Annotated in this window: 20 protein-coding genes; 8 read left to right on the top strand and 12 right to left on the bottom strand. The window is 41.9% G+C overall.

Annotated features, from left to right (window positions below; translation table 11 throughout):
- Window positions 1-151 precede the first annotated feature (151 nt).
- The 4 genes from rnhA to mnmA all read left to right on the top strand — a co-directional run bounded on the left by rnhA (window position 152) and on the right by mnmA (window position 3,408).
- Window positions 152-589, top strand: a complete 438-nt coding sequence (gene rnhA / locus DWW81_RS08890; RefSeq protein ID WP_022288420.1) for a ribonuclease HI — start codon at window positions 152-154, stop codon at window positions 587-589.
- Between the two features lie 106 nt (window positions 590-695).
- Window positions 696-1,901, top strand: coding sequence for a cysteine desulfurase NifS (gene nifS / locus DWW81_RS08885; RefSeq protein WP_117897414.1), 1,206 nt, complete (start codon window positions 696-698; stop codon window positions 1,899-1,901).
- A 12-nt stretch (window positions 1,902-1,913) separates the two neighbouring features.
- Complete coding sequence (gene nifU / locus DWW81_RS08880) at window positions 1,914-2,345, top strand: Fe-S cluster assembly scaffold protein NifU (RefSeq protein WP_022288418.1); 432 nt, start codon at window positions 1,914-1,916, stop codon at window positions 2,343-2,345.
- On the top strand, window positions 2,338-3,408 hold the full coding sequence (gene mnmA, locus DWW81_RS08875; RefSeq protein WP_117897415.1) for a tRNA 2-thiouridine(34) synthase MnmA: 1,071 nt from the start codon (window positions 2,338-2,340) through the stop codon (window positions 3,406-3,408). Before nifU ends, mnmA begins: the two co-directional genes overlap by 8 nt.
- Before the next feature lie 38 nt (window positions 3,409-3,446).
- On the opposite strand, the gene DWW81_RS08870 is transcribed toward mnmA, so the two are convergent.
- Window positions 3,447-4,307: an AraC family ligand binding domain-containing protein gene (locus tag DWW81_RS08870; RefSeq protein ID WP_243004733.1), complete on the bottom strand. Its 861-nt coding sequence runs from the start codon at window positions 4,305-4,307 to the stop codon at window positions 3,447-3,449.
- 133 nt (window positions 4,308-4,440) lie between these two features.
- On the opposite strand from DWW81_RS08870, the gene DWW81_RS08865 reads away from it, so the two are divergent.
- The 3 genes from DWW81_RS08865 to yfcE are packed head-to-tail and all read left to right on the top strand — an operon-like array spanning window position 4,441 to window position 7,165.
- Entirely contained in the window at window positions 4,441-5,442 is a 1,002-nt protein-coding gene (locus DWW81_RS08865) for an SGNH/GDSL hydrolase family protein (RefSeq protein WP_117897417.1), read from the top strand.
- A gap of 6 nt (window positions 5,443-5,448) precedes the next feature.
- Entirely contained in the window at window positions 5,449-6,636 is a 1,188-nt protein-coding gene (locus DWW81_RS08860; RefSeq protein ID WP_117897418.1) for a PIN domain-containing protein, read from the top strand.
- 13 nt (window positions 6,637-6,649) lie between these two features.
- Window positions 6,650-7,165: a phosphodiesterase gene (yfcE, locus tag DWW81_RS08855; protein WP_117897419.1), complete on the top strand. Its 516-nt coding sequence runs from the start codon at window positions 6,650-6,652 to the stop codon at window positions 7,163-7,165.
- 34 nt (window positions 7,166-7,199) lie between these two features.
- Here yfcE and DWW81_RS08850 read toward each other — a convergent pair whose 3' ends face one another.
- The 11 genes from DWW81_RS08850 to DWW81_RS08800 form a co-directional block, all read right to left on the bottom strand.
- Entirely contained in the window at window positions 7,200-8,327 is a 1,128-nt protein-coding gene (locus DWW81_RS08850; RefSeq protein ID WP_117897420.1) for a DUF4317 domain-containing protein, read from the bottom strand.
- Window positions 8,328-8,435: 108 nt separating this feature from the next.
- Complete coding sequence (locus DWW81_RS08845; protein WP_022288411.1) at window positions 8,436-9,833, bottom strand: oxaloacetate decarboxylase subunit alpha; 1,398 nt, start codon at window positions 9,831-9,833, stop codon at window positions 8,436-8,438.
- A gap of 37 nt (window positions 9,834-9,870) precedes the next feature.
- Window positions 9,871-10,233, bottom strand: coding sequence for a biotin/lipoyl-containing protein (locus DWW81_RS08840; protein WP_117897421.1), 363 nt, complete (start codon window positions 10,231-10,233; stop codon window positions 9,871-9,873).
- 38 nt (window positions 10,234-10,271) lie between these two features.
- Window positions 10,272-11,654, bottom strand: a complete 1,383-nt coding sequence (locus DWW81_RS08835; protein ID WP_117897422.1) for a carboxyl transferase domain-containing protein — start codon at window positions 11,652-11,654, stop codon at window positions 10,272-10,274.
- A gap of 233 nt (window positions 11,655-11,887) precedes the next feature.
- Window positions 11,888-12,619, bottom strand: coding sequence for a pseudouridine synthase (locus DWW81_RS08830; protein WP_117897423.1), 732 nt, complete (start codon window positions 12,617-12,619; stop codon window positions 11,888-11,890).
- Window positions 12,620-12,656: 37 nt separating this feature from the next.
- The gene (locus DWW81_RS08825; protein ID WP_243004732.1) at window positions 12,657-13,841 is read right to left on the bottom strand and encodes a D-alanyl-D-alanine carboxypeptidase family protein; all 1,185 of its coding nucleotides are present in this window, start codon (window positions 13,839-13,841) and stop codon (window positions 12,657-12,659) included.
- A gap of 24 nt (window positions 13,842-13,865) precedes the next feature.
- Window positions 13,866-14,261, bottom strand: a complete 396-nt coding sequence (gene ytfJ / locus DWW81_RS08820; protein ID WP_117897424.1) for a GerW family sporulation protein — start codon at window positions 14,259-14,261, stop codon at window positions 13,866-13,868.
- 20 nt (window positions 14,262-14,281) lie between these two features.
- Window positions 14,282-15,286 (bottom strand): hypothetical protein, encoded by a 1,005-nt coding sequence (locus DWW81_RS08815; protein ID WP_117897425.1) that lies wholly within the window; start codon window positions 15,284-15,286, stop codon window positions 14,282-14,284.
- Between the two features lie 19 nt (window positions 15,287-15,305).
- Window positions 15,306-15,869, bottom strand: coding sequence for an SMC-Scp complex subunit ScpB (gene scpB / locus DWW81_RS08810; protein WP_117876106.1), 564 nt, complete (start codon window positions 15,867-15,869; stop codon window positions 15,306-15,308).
- A 20-nt stretch (window positions 15,870-15,889) separates the two neighbouring features.
- Window positions 15,890-17,074, bottom strand: coding sequence for a segregation/condensation protein A (locus DWW81_RS08805; protein WP_117897426.1), 1,185 nt, complete (start codon window positions 17,072-17,074; stop codon window positions 15,890-15,892).
- Window positions 17,075-17,100: 26 nt separating this feature from the next.
- On the bottom strand, window positions 17,101-17,766 hold the full coding sequence (locus DWW81_RS08800) for a site-2 protease family protein (RefSeq protein ID WP_038671741.1): 666 nt from the start codon (window positions 17,764-17,766) through the stop codon (window positions 17,101-17,103).
- A 248-nt stretch (window positions 17,767-18,014) separates the two neighbouring features.
- On the opposite strand from DWW81_RS08800, the gene rpmB reads away from it, so the two are divergent.
- The gene (rpmB, locus tag DWW81_RS08795) at window positions 18,015-18,200 is read left to right on the top strand and encodes a 50S ribosomal protein L28 (protein WP_022288401.1); all 186 of its coding nucleotides are present in this window, start codon (window positions 18,015-18,017) and stop codon (window positions 18,198-18,200) included.
- Window positions 18,201-18,302 lie beyond the last annotated feature (102 nt).

Below are 18,302 nucleotides of genomic sequence, written 5' to 3'. Positions count from 1 at the left end.
CTCTCTTTTCTTTTTTCTTAATTTTGTCCAATATCTATTGTAGCACTACAAAATATTAAAATATTAAACCTTGAGAGGTACTTGAAAAAAAGAGAGAAATGTAGTATAATATGTTTTGCATAATAATCATCACAAAAACGGAGATAAATAAATGAAGAAAATAGAAATTTTCACTGACGGTGCTTGCTCTGGAAATCCTGGACCGGGTGGATATGGTGTTATACTAAGATATAAAGGCAATTCAAAAGAACTTTGGGGCGGTGATCCCTCTACAACCAATAACCGCATGGAGCTAACCGCTGTTATCACTGCTCTTTCAGCACTGAAAGAGCCATGTGAGGTAGAGCTATACAGCGACTCGAAGTATATAATCGACGCTGTTACAAAAGGCTGGGCAAAAAAATGGCGTGCAAATAACTGGGTGAAATCGGACAAGAAAAAAGCTCTAAACAGTGATCTGTGGGAAAAGCTTCTTGATCTGCTGGAGGTGCATAAGGTCAATTTCAACTGGGTAAAAGGTCATGCAGGACATCCGGAAAACGAACGTTGTGACGAACTTGCAGTAATGGGCTCTAAACAGTATAAATAGAATTAAATAAATATTAATTTTTTATTAAGTTAGGGAAAACTATTGCATTTTGTAGTAATTTAGTATATAATAAAATAGAAATCTATATATGAAAGGTATGATTTAATTGGAAAAGAGATTTGTCTATGCAGATAACTCAGCTACGACTAGAGTATCTCAGAAAGCTCTTGACGCCGCTCTGCCTTATTTCACTGAGCTATACGGAAATCCGTCAAGTATATATTCTTTGGGAATGGAATGTGCAAAAGCCGTTCTTAAAGCAAGAGAACAGGTCGCAAACGCTCTTGGTGCGAAGGTCAACGAGATCTATTTCACTGCTGGTGGCTCTGAGTCTGACAACTGGGCTATAAGAGGCTGTGCACAGCTTGGAGAAAAAAAAGGCAAGAAGCATATCATCACAACTGCTTTTGAACATCATGCAGTTCTGCACACTTGTCAGTATCTCGAAAAGCTTGGCTTTGAGGTAACATATCTTCCTGTAGGTGACAAGGGTCTTGTTACTGCACAACAGGTCGAGGACGCTATCCGTGATGATACCTGCCTCGTTACAATAATGACAGCTAACAACGAGATCGGTACTATACAGCCTATCGCTGAGATCGGCGAAGTTTGCCACAAGCATGGCGTATGGTTCCATACTGACGCTGTTCAGGCTGTAGGAAATATTGACATCAATGTTAAAGATATGAACATTGATATGCTCTCACTTTCAGGACATAAGCTCCACGCTCCAAAGGGCGTTGGCGCGCTTTATGTAAAAACAGGTATTAACCTTCCTAACCTTATCTACGGTGGAGCGCAGGAGAGAAATAAGCGTGCAGGTACCGAGAACGTACCTTCTATCGTGGCTCTCGGCGTTGCTATCACTGATGCTGTAAAGGATATCCCTGCAAAGAACGAGCGTGTAAGAAAAATGAGAGATAGACTTATCAAGGGTCTGCTCAAGATACCTGAGTCAAGGCTCAATGGTGACACAGAACACAGACTTGCAGGAAATGTAAACATATCTGTTCGTGGAGTAGAGGGCGAGAGCCTGCTTCTTTCACTTGATCTTCAAGGCGTTGCAGCTTCATCAGGCTCAGCTTGCACAAGCGGATCACTTGACCCGTCACACGTTCTGCTTTCACTTGGTCTGCCACACGAAGTAGCACATGGCTCGCTCAGACTTTCTATCAATGACGAGAACACAGAGGAAGATGTTGATTATATTCTTGAGGTTCTTCCACCTATCGTAAAGCACCTGAGAAGTATGTCACCACTTTGGGAAAGAATTTGCAGAACTGAGAATATTCACGACTATACACTTGATTAGGAGGAATAAAAAATGATATACAGCGAAAAGGTAATGGATCATTTCGCGCATCCGAGAAATGTCGGCGAGATTGAAGATGCTGACGGTGTCGGCGAGGTAGGAAACGCCAAGTGCGGAGATATAATGAAAATGTACATCAAGGTCAATGACGGCGTTATAACTGACGTTAAGTTCAAGACTTTTGGTTGCGGTGCGGCTGTTGCTACATCTTCTATCGCTACAGAAATGATAAAGGGTAAAAAACTTGAAGACGCTTTGAAACTTACAAACAAGGCAGTTGTTGAAGCTCTTGACGGTCTTCCACCAGCAAAGCTTCACTGCTCTGTTCTTGCGGAGGAAGCAATGAAAGCCGCTGTTTCTGACTACTATAAAAGACAGGGTATCGATCCAACTCCGTTCGTAGGTAAGCAGTCTGCTCCTGATTGTGAGAACTGCAATGGCTGATAAAGTTCTTGTGGCAATGAGCGGCGGTGTTGACAGCTCTGTTTCGGTCAAGCTCCTTCTTGATGAGGGTTATGACGTGGCAGGGGCTACCATGCGGCTCTACAGCAATGAGGACATCGGTCTGGATAAAACAAGAACGTGCTGTTCTCTCAATGATGTAGAGGACGCACGTTTTGTTGCTTTTAAACTAGGCATTGATTTCCATGTATTCAATTTTTCTGATGATTTTAAGCACTATGTTATCGACAATTTTGTTGATACATATCTGGCAGGCGGCACGCCTAATCCGTGTATCGAATGCAACAAACATCTGAAATTCGCAAAATTCTATGAGCGTGCAAAGCTGCTGGGCTTTGACCATATAGCTACAGGGCATTACGCTACCAGAGAGTTTGACGAAAAGTCAGGCAGGTGGCTTCTGAAACGCTCACCTGACAGGTCAAAGGATCAAAGTTATGTGCTTTACAGTATGACGCAGGAACAGCTTGCTCACACTCTCTTCCCCGTTGGCGAGATGCACAAGGACAAGATCCGTGATATCGCAGAAGAAAACAAGCTTATAAATGCAAACAAGCCTGACTCTCAGGACATTTGCTTTATCCCTGACGGTGATTACGCAGGCTTTATCACAAAACGCTGCGGTGAACAGCAGTCGGGAGATATCGTTCTTTCTGACGGCACAAAGCTTGGCAAACACAAAGGTCTGATACACTATACTATTGGACAACGAAAGGGCGTAGGCATTTCATATAGCGAACCGCTTTTCGTTGTTACAAAAGATATGGAGCATAACAGGCTTATTATGGGCAAGGCTGATGAAGTATACAGTGACAGCCTTGTGGCAGGAGATGTGAACTTTATTCCGTTTGACACCCTCACAGAGCCTATAACCTGCACTGCTCAGACACGTTATCATCAAAAGGACGCTGAATGTACAGTTTCACCAATGAATGATGGCAAGGTACTCGTGACTTTTAAAGAACCTCATAAAGCTATCTCAAAGGGACAGGCAGTGGTTTTCTATGACGGTGAATACGTTATCGGAGGCGGAACGATATTATAAAAAACAGACCCACAGGTTTTTCCCGTGGGTCTTATATTTTAGCTGCCAGCTTTTTTATGAAGTGAGCGGAACTCCGCAGGGGAAAGCATTTCATGCTTTTTGAACACCGCACAAAAATAACTGCAATCGTTATAACCTACCTCCGCAGCGATTTCATTGATGTTAAGCTTATCCTCCAATAAAAGCAGCTTTGCCTGCTGTATGCGCTTTCTTGCTAGATACTCAAAAGGTCTTAGACTAAGACACTCCTTGAAAAGTCTGCAAAGATACTGCGGTGAAAGGTCAATAAGATCAGCAAGCTCCACAAGTGTAAGTTCTTTTCTGAAATTCTTATCAATATAATCAATTACAGGCTGCAGCTGATTGAGTTTTTGTCCGTCCTGACTACCATTTTGTAGGTTTACGACTCTGTGTAGCTCAATAAGAAACTGATATAGATATGCCGAACACTGGTGACCACAGTAGTAGTAATTAGTCTTCATAAGATAAAGTATCTTCTTAAATATGGCATCAACAGCATTGATATCATTTATGTGAAACACTTTAGCTTTCTCAAGCTTGATATGCTTGAGAATTTCAATTGCCTCCCTGCCCTCAAAGGTTATCCAGTGGGTTTCCCATATATCACCAACAGGATAATACTCATGCGGCACAGAAGGCGGCAGATAAAATGCATCCCCCGGCTTTATATCATACTCATGACCATCAAATATAACGTGACCCTGACCACGAGTGCAGTATATTATCTGATGATTAGGATAGCCATCTTCTCTTACAAAATGAAATTCTCTATCTCTCGCACCGATTCCAAGCACATACAAAGGCAGGCTCGTTTCATCGCTGAGGACAGGGTAATAATAGTCAGTCATAATAAATCTCGCTTTCCAAACTGATTTCATATTCTTCTATTATATATTATCACAACATACGAAAAAAGTCAAGAAATTTCAAAAAATATGTTGTACTCTCGTCCTGAATGTGGTACAATATATTATATAACCAAGTCAATATATTCATATAGGAGATGATAAGATGTTCAAACGATTGACGGCATTTCTCACTGCAACTGTAATGATGTGTGCTGCGCCTCTTGCCTGCTCTGCTGAGGTAATAGAGCATGAAGTCAGCGTTCCACCTAAGATGCTTGTGCTTGGCGACTCTATTGCAGCAGGTTACGGTCTTGAGGGTTACAGTAAGGACAGATATTCCTGTGCATCTTATGCAAATCTTCTTCATGACCAATATGACGCTGAGCTTAAAGACGCTGGCGGCTGTAAGCTTGTGAACTCTGCTGTTGTGGGCGACACTTCACAACAGCTTCTTGACCGCATTAATTCAGGCGAATTTGACGCTGACCTTGCAGACAGCGACGCTGTTATTATATCCATAGGTGGCAATGACATTCTTGGTCTTTTCATAGATTTTTTGATGAACGATCTGGGCATTACTTCTAAAAGCACATTGTCTGATTTGATGGATAAAACCAAGGATATTATTGGCATTGCAATGGATATGAAGGATATGTCTGATGATATGGATAAGGCGCTGAAAAATTTTACGAGCACTCTAGATGATATAATTAACGCTGTTGAAGCCAAAAGTAAGGGTGAAATAATCGTTCAGACACTATATGACCCGCTTGATAATTTCACTGCGGCTGCTGTTTTCCAGAGTATATCAAAGGATAAAATTTCAAAACTTAACAACATTATCAAAGAACACTCCACTGACGAAAATGAAAATGAGAGATACATAGTGGCAGATGTTTTTAGTGAATTCAGCGGTCACGGAAAGGAACTGACCAACATAAATGACTTTGATATACACCCTAATAAAAAAGGTCATGCACTTATTGCTTCTTGTATAGACAAGGCGTTAAGGACAAAAAATTATACCTATGAGGAGGTCGTTCCTGACAGCAGTGAGAACGGTGAAAAAGGCAAAAATGCCATACTTATGACAGCAACTGCGGCAGGAGGACTAATTGTGATTATTGCTGCTACGACACTTATACGACACAAAAAGAAAGGATAGATCAACATGAAAATATATTTGGTAGACTTTGAAAATGTCAAATCCAAAGGACTTCAAGGCATAGACAATTTAACTGAAACTGATACCGTCATAATTTTTTACAGTGAAAATTCCGATACCATTAACTTTGAAATGCACCAGAAAGTTCTTACATCAAAGGCTGATATTGAATACTTCAAGGTAAACGTTGGTGGCAAAAATGCCCTGGATTTTCAGCTTTCAACACTTCTGGGTTATCTGGTAGCCAAGGATACTTATACGAATATTTTTGTTATCAGCAATGACAGAGGTTTTGACTTTCTTCATGATTTCTGGCACGGTAAGTATGTTGACAGCCCAAATGCTATGGTCTACAGAACTAGGACAATACAAACCGCTATTAATTTTGCTAATCATAAGGTTAATCCGACCGAAAACAATGAAGATGAAGAATCGACTAAACATATAGTCGAAAAAGAAGAGGAAATACAAGAAACAGCAGAAATTCAGACAGAGTCAGAGATAACTCTTGATGAGGCTGATGAGCCAAACCCTGAGCCTGCGGCTATAGATTATTCTGTTACACTAAACGAAAATATGAATGGTAATACAGAAGAGGTCGAAGAAGAACCAGAAGCCTGTGCACCTGATATTGTCGAAGTAGAAAGTGATCCTGTTGTTGAAACTATCGTCAAAGTGAAAAAGGGTAGAAAAAAGTGTACCGCACAAAAAAACAACGATCTCCAAAGCATACTTGCAAACATTTGCAGTGAAGAGCAAATAGAAGAGATCAGCAAACTTATAGCTGAGTCTAACACAAAAGAGGAGCTTCACAACTCTCTTGCAAAGGTATATAAAAAGCAGGCTACAGATTTTTACAAGCTTCTCAGACCAAGATATCTGCGACTTAAAGGACTACAGGAATCCGATAATACATGCACCGCTGATGAAGATAAAACGATGACGGCTCAGAAAGCTGAAAAGGTTGTTTACCATGATGTACTATCCGTAAAACTTGATGAGCTACTCGATGGCAAATGCAACAAAGACGAACTGGCGCTTATAAGAGAAGCAGTCATTGACGCCACAACAAAACAGCAGCTTTATATCAGAATGGTAAAAGAGTTCAAAAAGGAAAAAGGCTGCGATATATATAACAAAATAAAGCCAGAGTATGTGTCTTTGCACAAGCTTGCATCTGAGATCATTAAATAAAGGAGTGTAAAATATGAAACTTATGATAGCGTCAGACATTCATGGTTCGGCTTACTGGTGCAAAAAAATGCTTGAAGCCTTTGAGCAAAACGGCGCAGAAAAACTAATTCTTTTGGGTGATATCCTCTATCACGGACCAAGAAACGACCTTCCAGAGGAATATGCACCAAAGCAGGTGATAGCCATGCTCAATCCGCTAAAAGACAAGCTTCTGTGTGTGCGTGGTAATTGTGACACAGAAGTCGATCAAATGGTGCTTGACTTCCCTGTTATGGCGGAATATGCTTATATATGCTGTGACGGACTGAGGATATTCGCCACACATGGTCACAAATTCAACTGCAACAATCTGCCACCGCTGTCTAAGGGCGACATTCTGCTCCACGGTCACACCCATGTACCTGTTATTAAAGACTGTGGCGATTACACCTATATAAACCCCGGTTCTGTTTCCATACCGAAAGAAAATTCAGCACACAGCTATCTCATACTGAAAGACGGCAAGTTCTCGTTTGGCGAGCTTATATAAAGAAAAGGCAGCTCAAGGCTGCCTTTTCTTGTGCTTATTTTATTGTGGTTTCAAGTCCGTTGACCTCTATCTCAGGGTCATCAAGATTGATTATAAGGCATTTTCTGCCATCGACTATCTGAGTTTTTACCTTGTCAACTGCGTCCTTGCCGATATTTACGGTTATGCTTGGAGCAGAAACTACGGTCCTTTTCTCCACAAGGTTTACCGCTGTGAGTGGCTTCCCGCCAGCCGCAGCGTCAAAAACTTTAGGAAGATTATCAAGCTTATCCTGACTAACTCCAGCTTCCCACAGAATGGACGAAAGTTTATGTTCGTCAATTGTCGGTATCTCAGTTTCATGAGCATTTTGGTCAACAAATGTGGAAATCTTGTCATTCACAGCAGTGATAAGATCATAGTCAAGCTCATCGCCCACAACGCTTGTGAGAATATCCTTGAAAGTTTCCTTTTCGTTCTGACAGGTCATTGAGAACTCACAACCCAGAAGCTCCTCAACAACGGAAGTGTTCGGCTTTTTTGCATTTTTCGTGTAGTAAAGCACTCCGTTGATATCAGGCGCACGATCATTGAAAAGAGGAAACAAAAAGCCATCGCTTGGAAGCTCAACAATTCTGTCGCATGACTCTTTCTTAGCGATAGAGTTGTCCTGCTCGTCATACACAAGCCCGTCAATACGCAGATTTACAGGGCAAAGTGCCGTGATGATGAAATTGTAATCTGTGTCAGCTTCGTCCTCAAACTCGTCCATTTTGTTCTTTTTCAGCACAGAATATGTACAATGTGCCATGAAAATGGTATATGTTGACACATATTCAACCTTTTCAACTATGGCGTTGAGAAAATCATCAACCTTTTCCTCATCAAGAAGCTTGCTTTGCAATGTTTCATACATGAAAGGCTGTGCGCCACCCTCAAGATATGCGTCCTTAGGAAACGAATATTCCAGCAGATTTTTACCGATAGAACCGCTGAGCACCTTTTTCAGGTTTATCATTATCAGCTCCGCCTCGTCCTGCGGAATAGTGTTGTAAAGCTGATTGGTCTTGCACTTTATGTTCTTTTCAGCGTCCACAAATGCCGTAACAACGTGGTTCACGGTGAAAAAGCCGCAGTCATCGCTGAAATTCTTCTTAATTTCATTTATTTCCTTTTTGTTCATCTTGGCGTCCTCCCGAAAAAATGTATATTAATTATAGCACAAATGTACAGATTTTTCAAGAGCCACAGACAAAAAAATCCCACAGCCGAAACTGTGGGATAATTGTTATTAAACTGGGTGAACCTTATTTTCAGCGTCTGAGTGCTTACCGTCAACGCCGTATTTTCTATCACGTCTATCCTTGAAGAACTTAGGTGCAACCTTAGGGAACATTGCATATGTGAGGATATCTTCCTCCTGCTCTGTCCACTCAGCAGCCTCTTTCTTCATTGTTTCAAACTCTGGCTGGAGAAGATCAGCTGGACGGCAAGTGATAGGCTCTTCGTCGCCAAGAATCTTCTTCTGGAACTCAGGGTCGATAGCAACTGGTGTCTTACCGTACTCGCCCTTAACAAGTCCCTTGAACTCCTTAGTAACTGTCTTGTATCTCTCGCCCATGATTACGTTGAACACAGCCTGTGTACCAACGATCTGAGATGTAGGTGTAACCAGTGGTGGGTAACCTGCGTCTTTACGAACCTTTGGAACTTCCTTGAGAACGTCGTCAAGCTGATCTGCCTTGCCAGCCTGTTTCAGCTGTGAAAGGAGGTTTGAAAGCATTCCGCCAGGAACCTGATACAGAAGTGCGTTTGTATTTGTAGCGAGCATTGAAGGGTCAAGCAAACCGTTGTCGATGTACTTCTTTCTGAGTTTCATGAAGTAATCTCTTATCACGTTAAGCTTAACAAGGTCAAGACCCGTGTCATACTCAGTGCCCTTGAATGTGGCAACGATAGACTCAGTTGGCGCATGAGATGTACCAAGAGCAAGTGGTGACATTGCTGTATCAACGCCGTCAACACCAGCCTCAACAGCCTTAAGGATACACATGGAAGCAAGACCTGATGTGTAGTGAGTATGCAACTGGATCGGGATCTTAACTGCTGACTTGAGATCCTTAACAAGTGTTTCAGCCTCGTATGGAGTCAGAAGAGCCGCCATATCCTTGATACAGATAGAATCTGCACCTGCATTCTCGATCTGCTTTGCATAGTTCATGTAATACTCATGAGTAAATACCTCGCCAAGTGTGTACGAGATAGCAACCTGAGCGTGACCATTTTCCTTCTTAGCAGCCTTGATAGCTGTTTCAAGGTTTCTGATATCGTTCAGTGCGTCAAAAATTCTGATGATATCAATACCATTTGCAATAGACTTCTGTACAAAATACTCAACAAGGTCATCAGCATAGTGACGGTAGCCAAGCATATTCTGACCTCTGAAAAGCATCTGGAGCTTTGTGTTAGGCATTTCTTTTCTAAGTATACGAAGTCTTTCCCATGGATCTTCATTTAAGAATCTGATACATGAGTCAAATGTAGCACCGCCCCAACACTCAGCAGAATAAAAACCGATCTTGTCGATTTCAGGGAGTATCTCACGCATATCGTCCATTGACATTCTTGTAGCGAGAAGTGACTGATGAGCGTCACGGAGGACAGTTTCAGTTATTTTAAGCTTTGCCATTTTAAATCGATCCTTTCGTTATTTTTCAGGAATGTTATTAGCCGATAACAGCAAGAACTGCACCAGTCTCAACAGCAGAGCCTTTAGTTGTATTGATGCTAAGCACCTTACCGTCGCAAGGAGCGTTAACGTCATTTTCCATTTTCATAGCTTCCAGTACGCAAATAGCCTGACCTGACTTAACAGTGTCGCCTACAGCTACCTTGATGTCAAGGATAGTACCAGGCATTGGAGCTGTTACCTTTGTGCCATCTGCAACAGGTGCAGCGGCTGGAGCTGGAGCAGCAGGAGCGGCAGCAACAGGGGCTGCGGCTACAGGAGCAGCAGCGGCACTTCCGCCGACTTCTTCAACTGCAACGTCATAAGCTTTTCCGTTTACTGTAATATTATATCTTTTCATCTTAAAAAACCACCAATCTTTTTAATTTGATATGTTTATCACAACTGAATATTGCTGTGTTTCTTAGGCAGTCTGGAAATTCTCTTTCCAGCCATTACCTCGATAGAGTCCATAAGTGTCTGTCTGATCTCGTTCTTAGCGATTATGCCGTCAACACAGCCGTTCTTTGCAGCAACAGCGGAAGATGCATTTTCCTTAGCAAACTTATCAGCAAGAGTGTTTCTTGTAGCAGTAAGATCAGTAGCACCCTTCAGCTCATCATGCTGGAGGAATTCAACAGCAGTAACAGGAGCAAGTGCAGAGATAACAGCTGTATCAAGTGCAAATGAAAGGTCAGCATTTGAACCCTTACCGGCAAGTGCAATAAATGCAGGACCATAAGCCTTACCAGTAACAACAGCAAGTTTAATAGTAGTAGCCTCAGCGTAAGCGTGGCAAAGCTTTGCCATATCCTTAACAGCGCCGTAAGCTTCTGTTTCATCATCAGCTTTGAAGCCCTCAGTATCAACAAAAGTTACAACAGGGATAGCGTAAGCGTCACAAGTTCTTACAAATCTTGCGATCTTTGAGCAATCAGCAGACGTAAGCTTGTCGCCTGTCTTGTTAGTAGCAACAACGCCGACTGTAGCACCGCCAAGTGTTGCAAGTGCTGTATAAGAAGCCTTGCCATACTCAGCATTAAGCTCAGTTACACTGTCGCCATCGCAAACAGCCTTTGCAATGCCATCAGCGTCATCTCCAACAGCCTCAGTTGGATCAGCAAATTCATACATTGGTACTGGTGAAAGGTTGTTCTGTGGAAGTTTTGTAAGTATATTTTTAGCAGCCTCAACAGCAGCCTTATCGTCCTCACAAACAACAGCAGCAGTGCCGTTTTCAGCAGCATTTTCAGCAGAGTTCTTTATGTTTGCGTTTGGTGCAACATAAAGCTCAGCATCCTTTGCGATAACAGTGAAATCAGCAGACTCAGCGAGCATTGCCGCACAGCCTGCACAAGTGCCAGCGACAACAGCTATCTGAGGAACAACACCTGAAAGGTTAGAAGTCCACATAAGCAGTTCACCATAAGCATTGAGAGCCTTTGAACCGTCGCTTACGTCAGCACCATAAGAATCGAATATTCCGACAACAGGAACTCCTGTCTTAGCAGCAAGGTCATAAACCTTTGCTATCTTCTTTGCCTGTGCCTCTGTCAAAGCACCGTCCTTAACAGTCACGTCCTGAGAAAAAGCATATACAGGATTACCCTCAACATAGCCAAAAGCAGTAATAACTCCAGCAAGGGAGTCACCCGCAGCAGCATAAGCGTCAAGCTCTGTAAATTTTCCTTCGTCAAACAAATATGTCAGCCTGTTTCTTGCAGCAGTAGGAGTCTGTGACGAAGCTTTAAGCTCTGCAAGAGTAGAAATTGAATCAGACATACAGTTTCCTCCATTCAAATAATTTTTGTGATAAAATAACGCAAAACTACTGGATTTTATCATATTTATACACTTAATATTATACTATTTTTTCGCCAAATTTACAAGAGTAAATTGACCTATTTCCGCATATTTTACGTTTAGTAGCATAATCAATATCGATACACGCATATTATTAAGCATTTTGCACAATAGCAAAGGGCCTCCTGACAAAAAGAGACCCTCGATAAGCGTTATTTCTTGGTGATAGCATTTCTTAAAGCCCTTAGCTCGTCAGGTTTAAGCTCTCTATACTCACCTGGTTTTAGCATACCAAGTTTAATCGGACCGATGGCAGTGCGCTTTAGTCTTGCGACTTCAAGTCCCACAGCTTCGCACATTTTTCTTATCTGACGGTTCCTGCCCTCATGGATAGTCATTTGAAGCACAACCCTGCCAGGCTGTTTGTCGAGCACGACAACTGAACACTCCTGCGTCATTTTGCCGTCTATTTCAACTCCTGAAGCAAGCTTTATAAGCTGTTCATCATTTATGTCAGGTCTTACTGTAACACGATAAGTCTTAGCGACATGCCTTGAAGGGTGCATGATATCATTGGCAAAATTTCCGTCATTTGTGAAAAGCAACAGTCCCTCTGAGTTCTTGTCAAGTCTGCCGATAGGATAAACTCTTTCAGGCACTTTTGTCAGAAGCTCGGTTACGCACTTTCTATCAAGCTCATCGCTCATTGTGGTAACATATCCTCTTGGCTTGTGGAGCATGATATAATAAAGCTGTCTTTTCTTGGCAACATATATTTTTTCCCCATCAAGGGTGATTATATCCTTGCCTGCCAAAGCCTTGTCGCCAAGCTTGCAAGGTCTGCCATTGACCTTTACTCTTCCCTCTGAGATATACTCCTCTGCCTTTCTTCTTGAACAAACACCACTGTCAGACATTATTTTCTGTATACGAATCTTTTCCATATTTTCTCCTTATTTATGTACGGCTCATATTGAGCCGTTATGCAAACAATTTTTTCAGCTTATCTAGATAATAGTGGAATATATCTGGCTTTTCAGGCTCTGCAAGCATCGCATCTTCCACCGCCGTGATATCCGTTCGGGCTATTTCCACATCATTGTAGTAAAACAATGCCAGCCCTATTTTATCTCCACTTTTCACAGGCGCATAAACAAACCTTGGCAGATATATCTTTGTCTTGACTTTGTAAGCCCTGCCATTCAAAAGCACTGCACTTGCCTGCCCTACCTTACATTTCACGCTGTCGCTCACTCCGCCAACAACTGCAACACCAAAACTGCTTTTATCCAGCGGAAGCTTTTGTTTTGATACAAAATCAAAGCAATAATCATAGAGCTTTGAGTGATCATTCCAATCGTCAGGAGCATTCAAGGTAACGCATATAAGCTCTTTATTCTTTCTGTCACAGGCTGAAACCAGACATCTTCTCGCCTTGTCCGTAAACCCCGTTTTTACGCCCACAATACCCTCACAGCTTTTTAAAAGCTTGTTTGAGTTGATTAGCCAGCGGTCATACGGTGGGTTTCCATAGCACAACTCAACCTTTTCAAGGTGGCATATAGCCCTGAAATCTTCATTTTTCATTGCTTCCGCTGCAAGCTTTGCCATATCCGCTGCAGTGGAATAATGCTCATCTGTATCATCATCAAGCCCAGACGGCGTTACAAAATGAGTATCATTAAGCCCCAATTGTTCAGCCTTTTTGTTCATAAGCTGAACGAACTTGCCGATACTTCCTGCCACTCTTACCGCAGCAGCATTTGCAGCGTCATTTCCGCTTGGAAGAAGCATGCCACAGCATAAATCGCGTAGAGTGACTTTGTCACCATCTTGAAGACCCATGGACGAGCCTTCGACCTTTATAGCTTCGCTGTCTACCACGAACTGCTTGTCAAGATCTTCACCACTTTCAAGCACAAGAAGCACAGACATTATTTTGGTAGTGCTTGCCATCGGACGTCTTTCATAGGCGTTTTTCTCGAACAGCACATCTCCTGTTTCACCGTCTATAACTATAGCACTCTTCGCGGATATCTCACTGAGATCGTCAGCACTGACATTCATACAGCAAAAACACATCATCATGACCGTACAAATAAATACCGTCACGCATTTCAAACAAACCACACCCTTAAAATCAATTTCAAGGATTAGTTTGCTCACTTGTGCTTTTAAAATTCAGTAAAATTATTCCACAACTTCGTCCTCGTCGTCAGACTTTTTGCCAAGAAAATCTGTTATCTTATCTATTACCTCAGGTACCATATTTATGATAGCGTTTTCCTTTGTCGCATTCATTGAAAGCTGTAAAAGCTTTGCTTCGCCCTTGTAAACAGCGATAAAAGCGATAGGCTGGATAGTTACTCCTCCGCCTGAGCCACCGCCGAACGTTTCCTTTGTGCTTTTTGTTGGCAAGTCAGAGCCACCCGACGCAAAGCCCACTGATATCTTTGAAACTGGGATTATAGTAGTACCATCTGCGGTAACGATAGGCTTGCCCACAACAGTTTCGCAGTCTGCCATTTCACGGACCTTGTCCATTGCAGTTTTAACAAGACCCTCGATCTTTGTACTTTCGCTCATTTTTCTCAACCTTTCGTATTTCAATTTGTTGCTTTAACTTCATTCTTCTTAGCCGCAAGCTCTTTATTGCGACGCTTGGCAGCACGCTTTTTCTTAAGTCTGCCTGAAAGATATATTTTAAGAAAATTAACGCCCGTGCAAAACCCTATTGCTATCAAAGTGCTTGGTCTTACCCTGACTAAGGTATGAACGTCATATCCGAACTTTTTTTCATCAAAAATGCAGTTCACATCAGCTTTTTTAAGCTTTACTGTAAAAACACCCGCAAGTATTGCAATTGTATTGAAAAGCCCTGCCTGCACCTTGCCGTATAGCATAGCCGCTTCGTAAGCGTCCTCTTTTCCAACGTCAAGAACTATCCTTGTGTCTGTAAAGCGTATAGCTTTCAAAAGCTTTTTAAAATATTTCCAACCCATTGGAATATAAGGCTTCACCTTTTTATACTGCGCTTTCAGCTCATCGAGCTTGCTTTTTTTCTTTTCTTTAGATTTGGAAACCGGCTTCTTTTCACCCTTATCCTTTTTATGAAAAAGCTTTCCGGCAAAGCCCTTTTTCTCATGCTTCACAGTTATTACCTCGGGTTTGTCCTCTGCACCAGCTTCAACATTGGTATCAGTATCAATATCAGAGATAACTTCCTGCTTATCCTCTATCTCAGTCACGCTGACATTTTCATCTGCTTCATTCTTTTCTATTTTTTCAGGCTTAGCTTCAACAATTTGCTCGGACACTTCTCCTGTTTTATCAGGCGTATCATCAGTCTGTGGGATAGGTAAGCTTTCTTCAATATTGTCCTCAAACTCCTCAAAATCATCAAAACTATCCTCAGGCAGTTCAGCTTTTTTTGATCTTTTCTGTTTTTTCTTCTTAGGCTTTCGTGGATAAATGTCAAAAAACATATACCGTACTTTAAGATCAAAGCCTTTTTTATTCAGATCTATCTGTGCCGTAATGGAAAAATGCAGCAGGATAACAATAACCGCTATAATACCAAGCAGTATCCATAAAACAATTATCGTTATCATCTCCCCTCACGGTCATACTTTATTCTTCCGTATCATTCTCTTTTGTTATCTCATCAATGGTTATCTGCTCCTGCTTATCAGGGATAGGCGGCAGATCGTCCAGGCTTGACAGCCTAAAACAACGGAGAAAATTGTCTGTCGTCTTATATGCAATAGGTCTGCCAGGCAGGTCAAGCCTGCCAGCCTCAGCAAGCAAGCCCTTATCCACAAGAGAATTTACAACTCCCGAGGAGTCAACTCCCCTGACGTGCTCCACAAAGCCCTTTGTTACAGGCTGATTGTATGCGACTATTGTCAGCGCCTCCATTGCCGCAGGGCTAAGAACAGAGTTTTTCTTTATCTCTAAAGCCGCCTTTATAAATGTCGCAAGCTCTTCTTTTGTGGCAAGCTGATATGACCCGTTAAGGCTCAAAAGCGTAATTCCGCTTTCAGCCTTACTGTATTTATCCGCCAAAGAGCCAAGTGCTTCATCAAGCTGATCTTTGACGATACCAACTGCCTCGCATAGCTTCTCGCTCTCCACAGGCTCTCCGCTTGCAAAAAGCACAGCCTCGACGGCTGCCTGTATATTTGAATGTTCCATAGATTATCCCTTTTCTTATTTTATCCGTAGCACCAGAAATTATTGTCTCCGTCATCGCCAACAGGTGAATATCCCCAATAATATCTTCTTTTTGCCCAGTAATTAGGCTTGAATACTGTGTCAGGGGTGATATTCTCAAGCTGTTCCAAGAGCTTAATTTCCTCCATAGCGGCTTCATCAGGCTTTGCCATAACAGGCTCGGTATATACATCAACACTGTCTATCTTTTCAGATATCTGCTCCATTTCTGCCATGACCTCCTCAGCTGACTTCACAGGGGCATACGCCGCAATGACTTCACCTGATATGCGCTCGGATTTTGCAGATATATACCGCTTTGACTGAGAAGCTTCTTCACGCTCTGCGTCAACATCAGCAACTTCTTCTATCTCATCTGCAGGCTCATCGTCAAGTATATTTTCTATAGGCTCAGGCTCAGCAGCATCTGCCGTTTCGCTTTCGATAACAACAGGCTTATCGAAGTCGGACTCGACTTTTTTGTTCTTTGAAGCCTTGTTGAAAAAAATCTTTGAGTTATCGTCATTGAGAAATATCCTGCCAGACTTTGTAAGCTCCAATATAGCAAGAAAAGTAGCGACTTTCTCGCTTTTCTCCGTCATGCCGTCATAAAGGTCGCCCATATCGCATTCACCATGCTTATATAGTCTTTTAAGGACATGGATTATCTTCGATGTGACCGATACTATCTTATGTGAAACTATCGGCTCGAACATCTTCGCTTTCAGCGGAACGCTCTCACGGGCTTTCTTTGATATGCCCATATAAGCGTTATAAAGGCACTGAGGGTCATGCTCACGAGAATAGGTCTTGTTTACAGGAAGCTTTATCGCCGTCCTTATAAAAACAAGGTCACCAACGTAAACTTCACGGAGAGTCTGTGCCGCCTGTTTGCACAGAGAATACTCGATGATCCTGCCTTCAAGCTCTTTTTTAAGCTCTTTTGACTCCTCGTCATGAGGCAGCAGCGAACAGGTCTTTATGTATATAAGGCGTGCCGCCATTTCAAGAAAATCAGCGGCATCCTCATAATCCTCGTGGTCAAGATCATTGATATAGTCCATATACTGTTCAAGGAGCAAAGATATCTCAATATCGTAAATATTCAGTTTGTGCTTGCTGATAAGGTGAAGAAGCAAGTCAAGCGGTCCTTCAAACATATCCAGCTTGAACTGAGCAGCACTCATTTACGTTTTTCCTTTCATGAACAGTTTTATTTCAAAAATATCGCTTTTAGTATAGGGTCAACCCAGAACGTAAGCTTATCCATTATCCAGAACATACCATTTTGCAACCAACCTATAGGAGTATCGAGAACGCCTGTTACAACAAGTATCATAAATGCAATAGCAATATAGTTCTGATACTGCGCCATAAAGCGATCTACCTTACTGCTTGTAAAGTAAGAAAGTATCTTCTGACCGTCAAGCGGCGGGATAGGTATAAGGTTGAACACTGCAAGTCCCACGTTTATAGCTGTAAAGTAATATAATATAAGCGACACATAGTAAAGAGCTATAGAATAATGCACTATATAAAGCACATAGAAAAGCTTATAAAGAACTATTCCGATAAGTCCCATTATGATATTTGAGATAGGACCTGCGGCTGCCGTAAGTGCCATGCCCTTCCTGTAATTCTTAAACCTGATAGGGTTTACCTGAACAGGTTTACCCCAACCAAAACCTATGAAGAATATGCACAATGCACCAATAGGGTCAAGATGTGCAAGAGGGTTAAGGGAAAGTCTACCCTGATAACGTGGAGTATCATCCCCAAGCTTTGTTGCCGCCCATGCGTGAGCGTACTCATGGATAGGTATACACATGAAAATTACGATGAGCTTTGCACCGTAATCAAGAATTTTCTGCGGATCCATATTTTCATGACCTCCTGTCATTTCAAAACAAAATTACACAAATCACAAGTGTAATTATACACTATTTTCAATGAAATTTCAAGGCATTTTGTCTTTATTTTTAATCGAAAACGATAAATATATGCGATTTTACGGAAATTTCAAAAAAAATCTCAAAAAGCCCTTGCAATTTCTTTTCAGTTATGCTATAATATTAAATATTGTGAATAATAGTATTGCATTTTTAAGGGTAAAGGAGGTGCAGCGTAATGGCAAAATGCGAGATCTGCGGTAAGGGCGTTACTTTTGGTATCAAGGTATCACACTCACACAGAAGAACAAACAGAACTTGGAAGCCAAATGTAAAGAGAGTTAAAGCTGTTGTAAACGGCACTCCTTGTCACATTTACGCTTGCTCAAGATGCCTGCGTTCAGGTAAGGTAGAAAGAGCTTAATGCTTGAATATTCCAAAAAATCGACTAGCTTCGCTAGTCTTTTTTTTATGCTTTTTAAGATACAAAAAAATCGGAGCCGAGTGTCATACTCTGCTCCGATTT

Source organism: Ruminococcus sp. AF17-1AC (genome assembly GCF_003461385.1).
Classification (GTDB): domain Bacteria; phylum Bacillota; class Clostridia; order Oscillospirales; family Ruminococcaceae; genus Hominimerdicola; species Hominimerdicola aceti.
The sequence above is the reverse complement of the archived record's forward strand: the minus strand, read 5'-3'. Positions and strand labels throughout refer to the sequence as shown.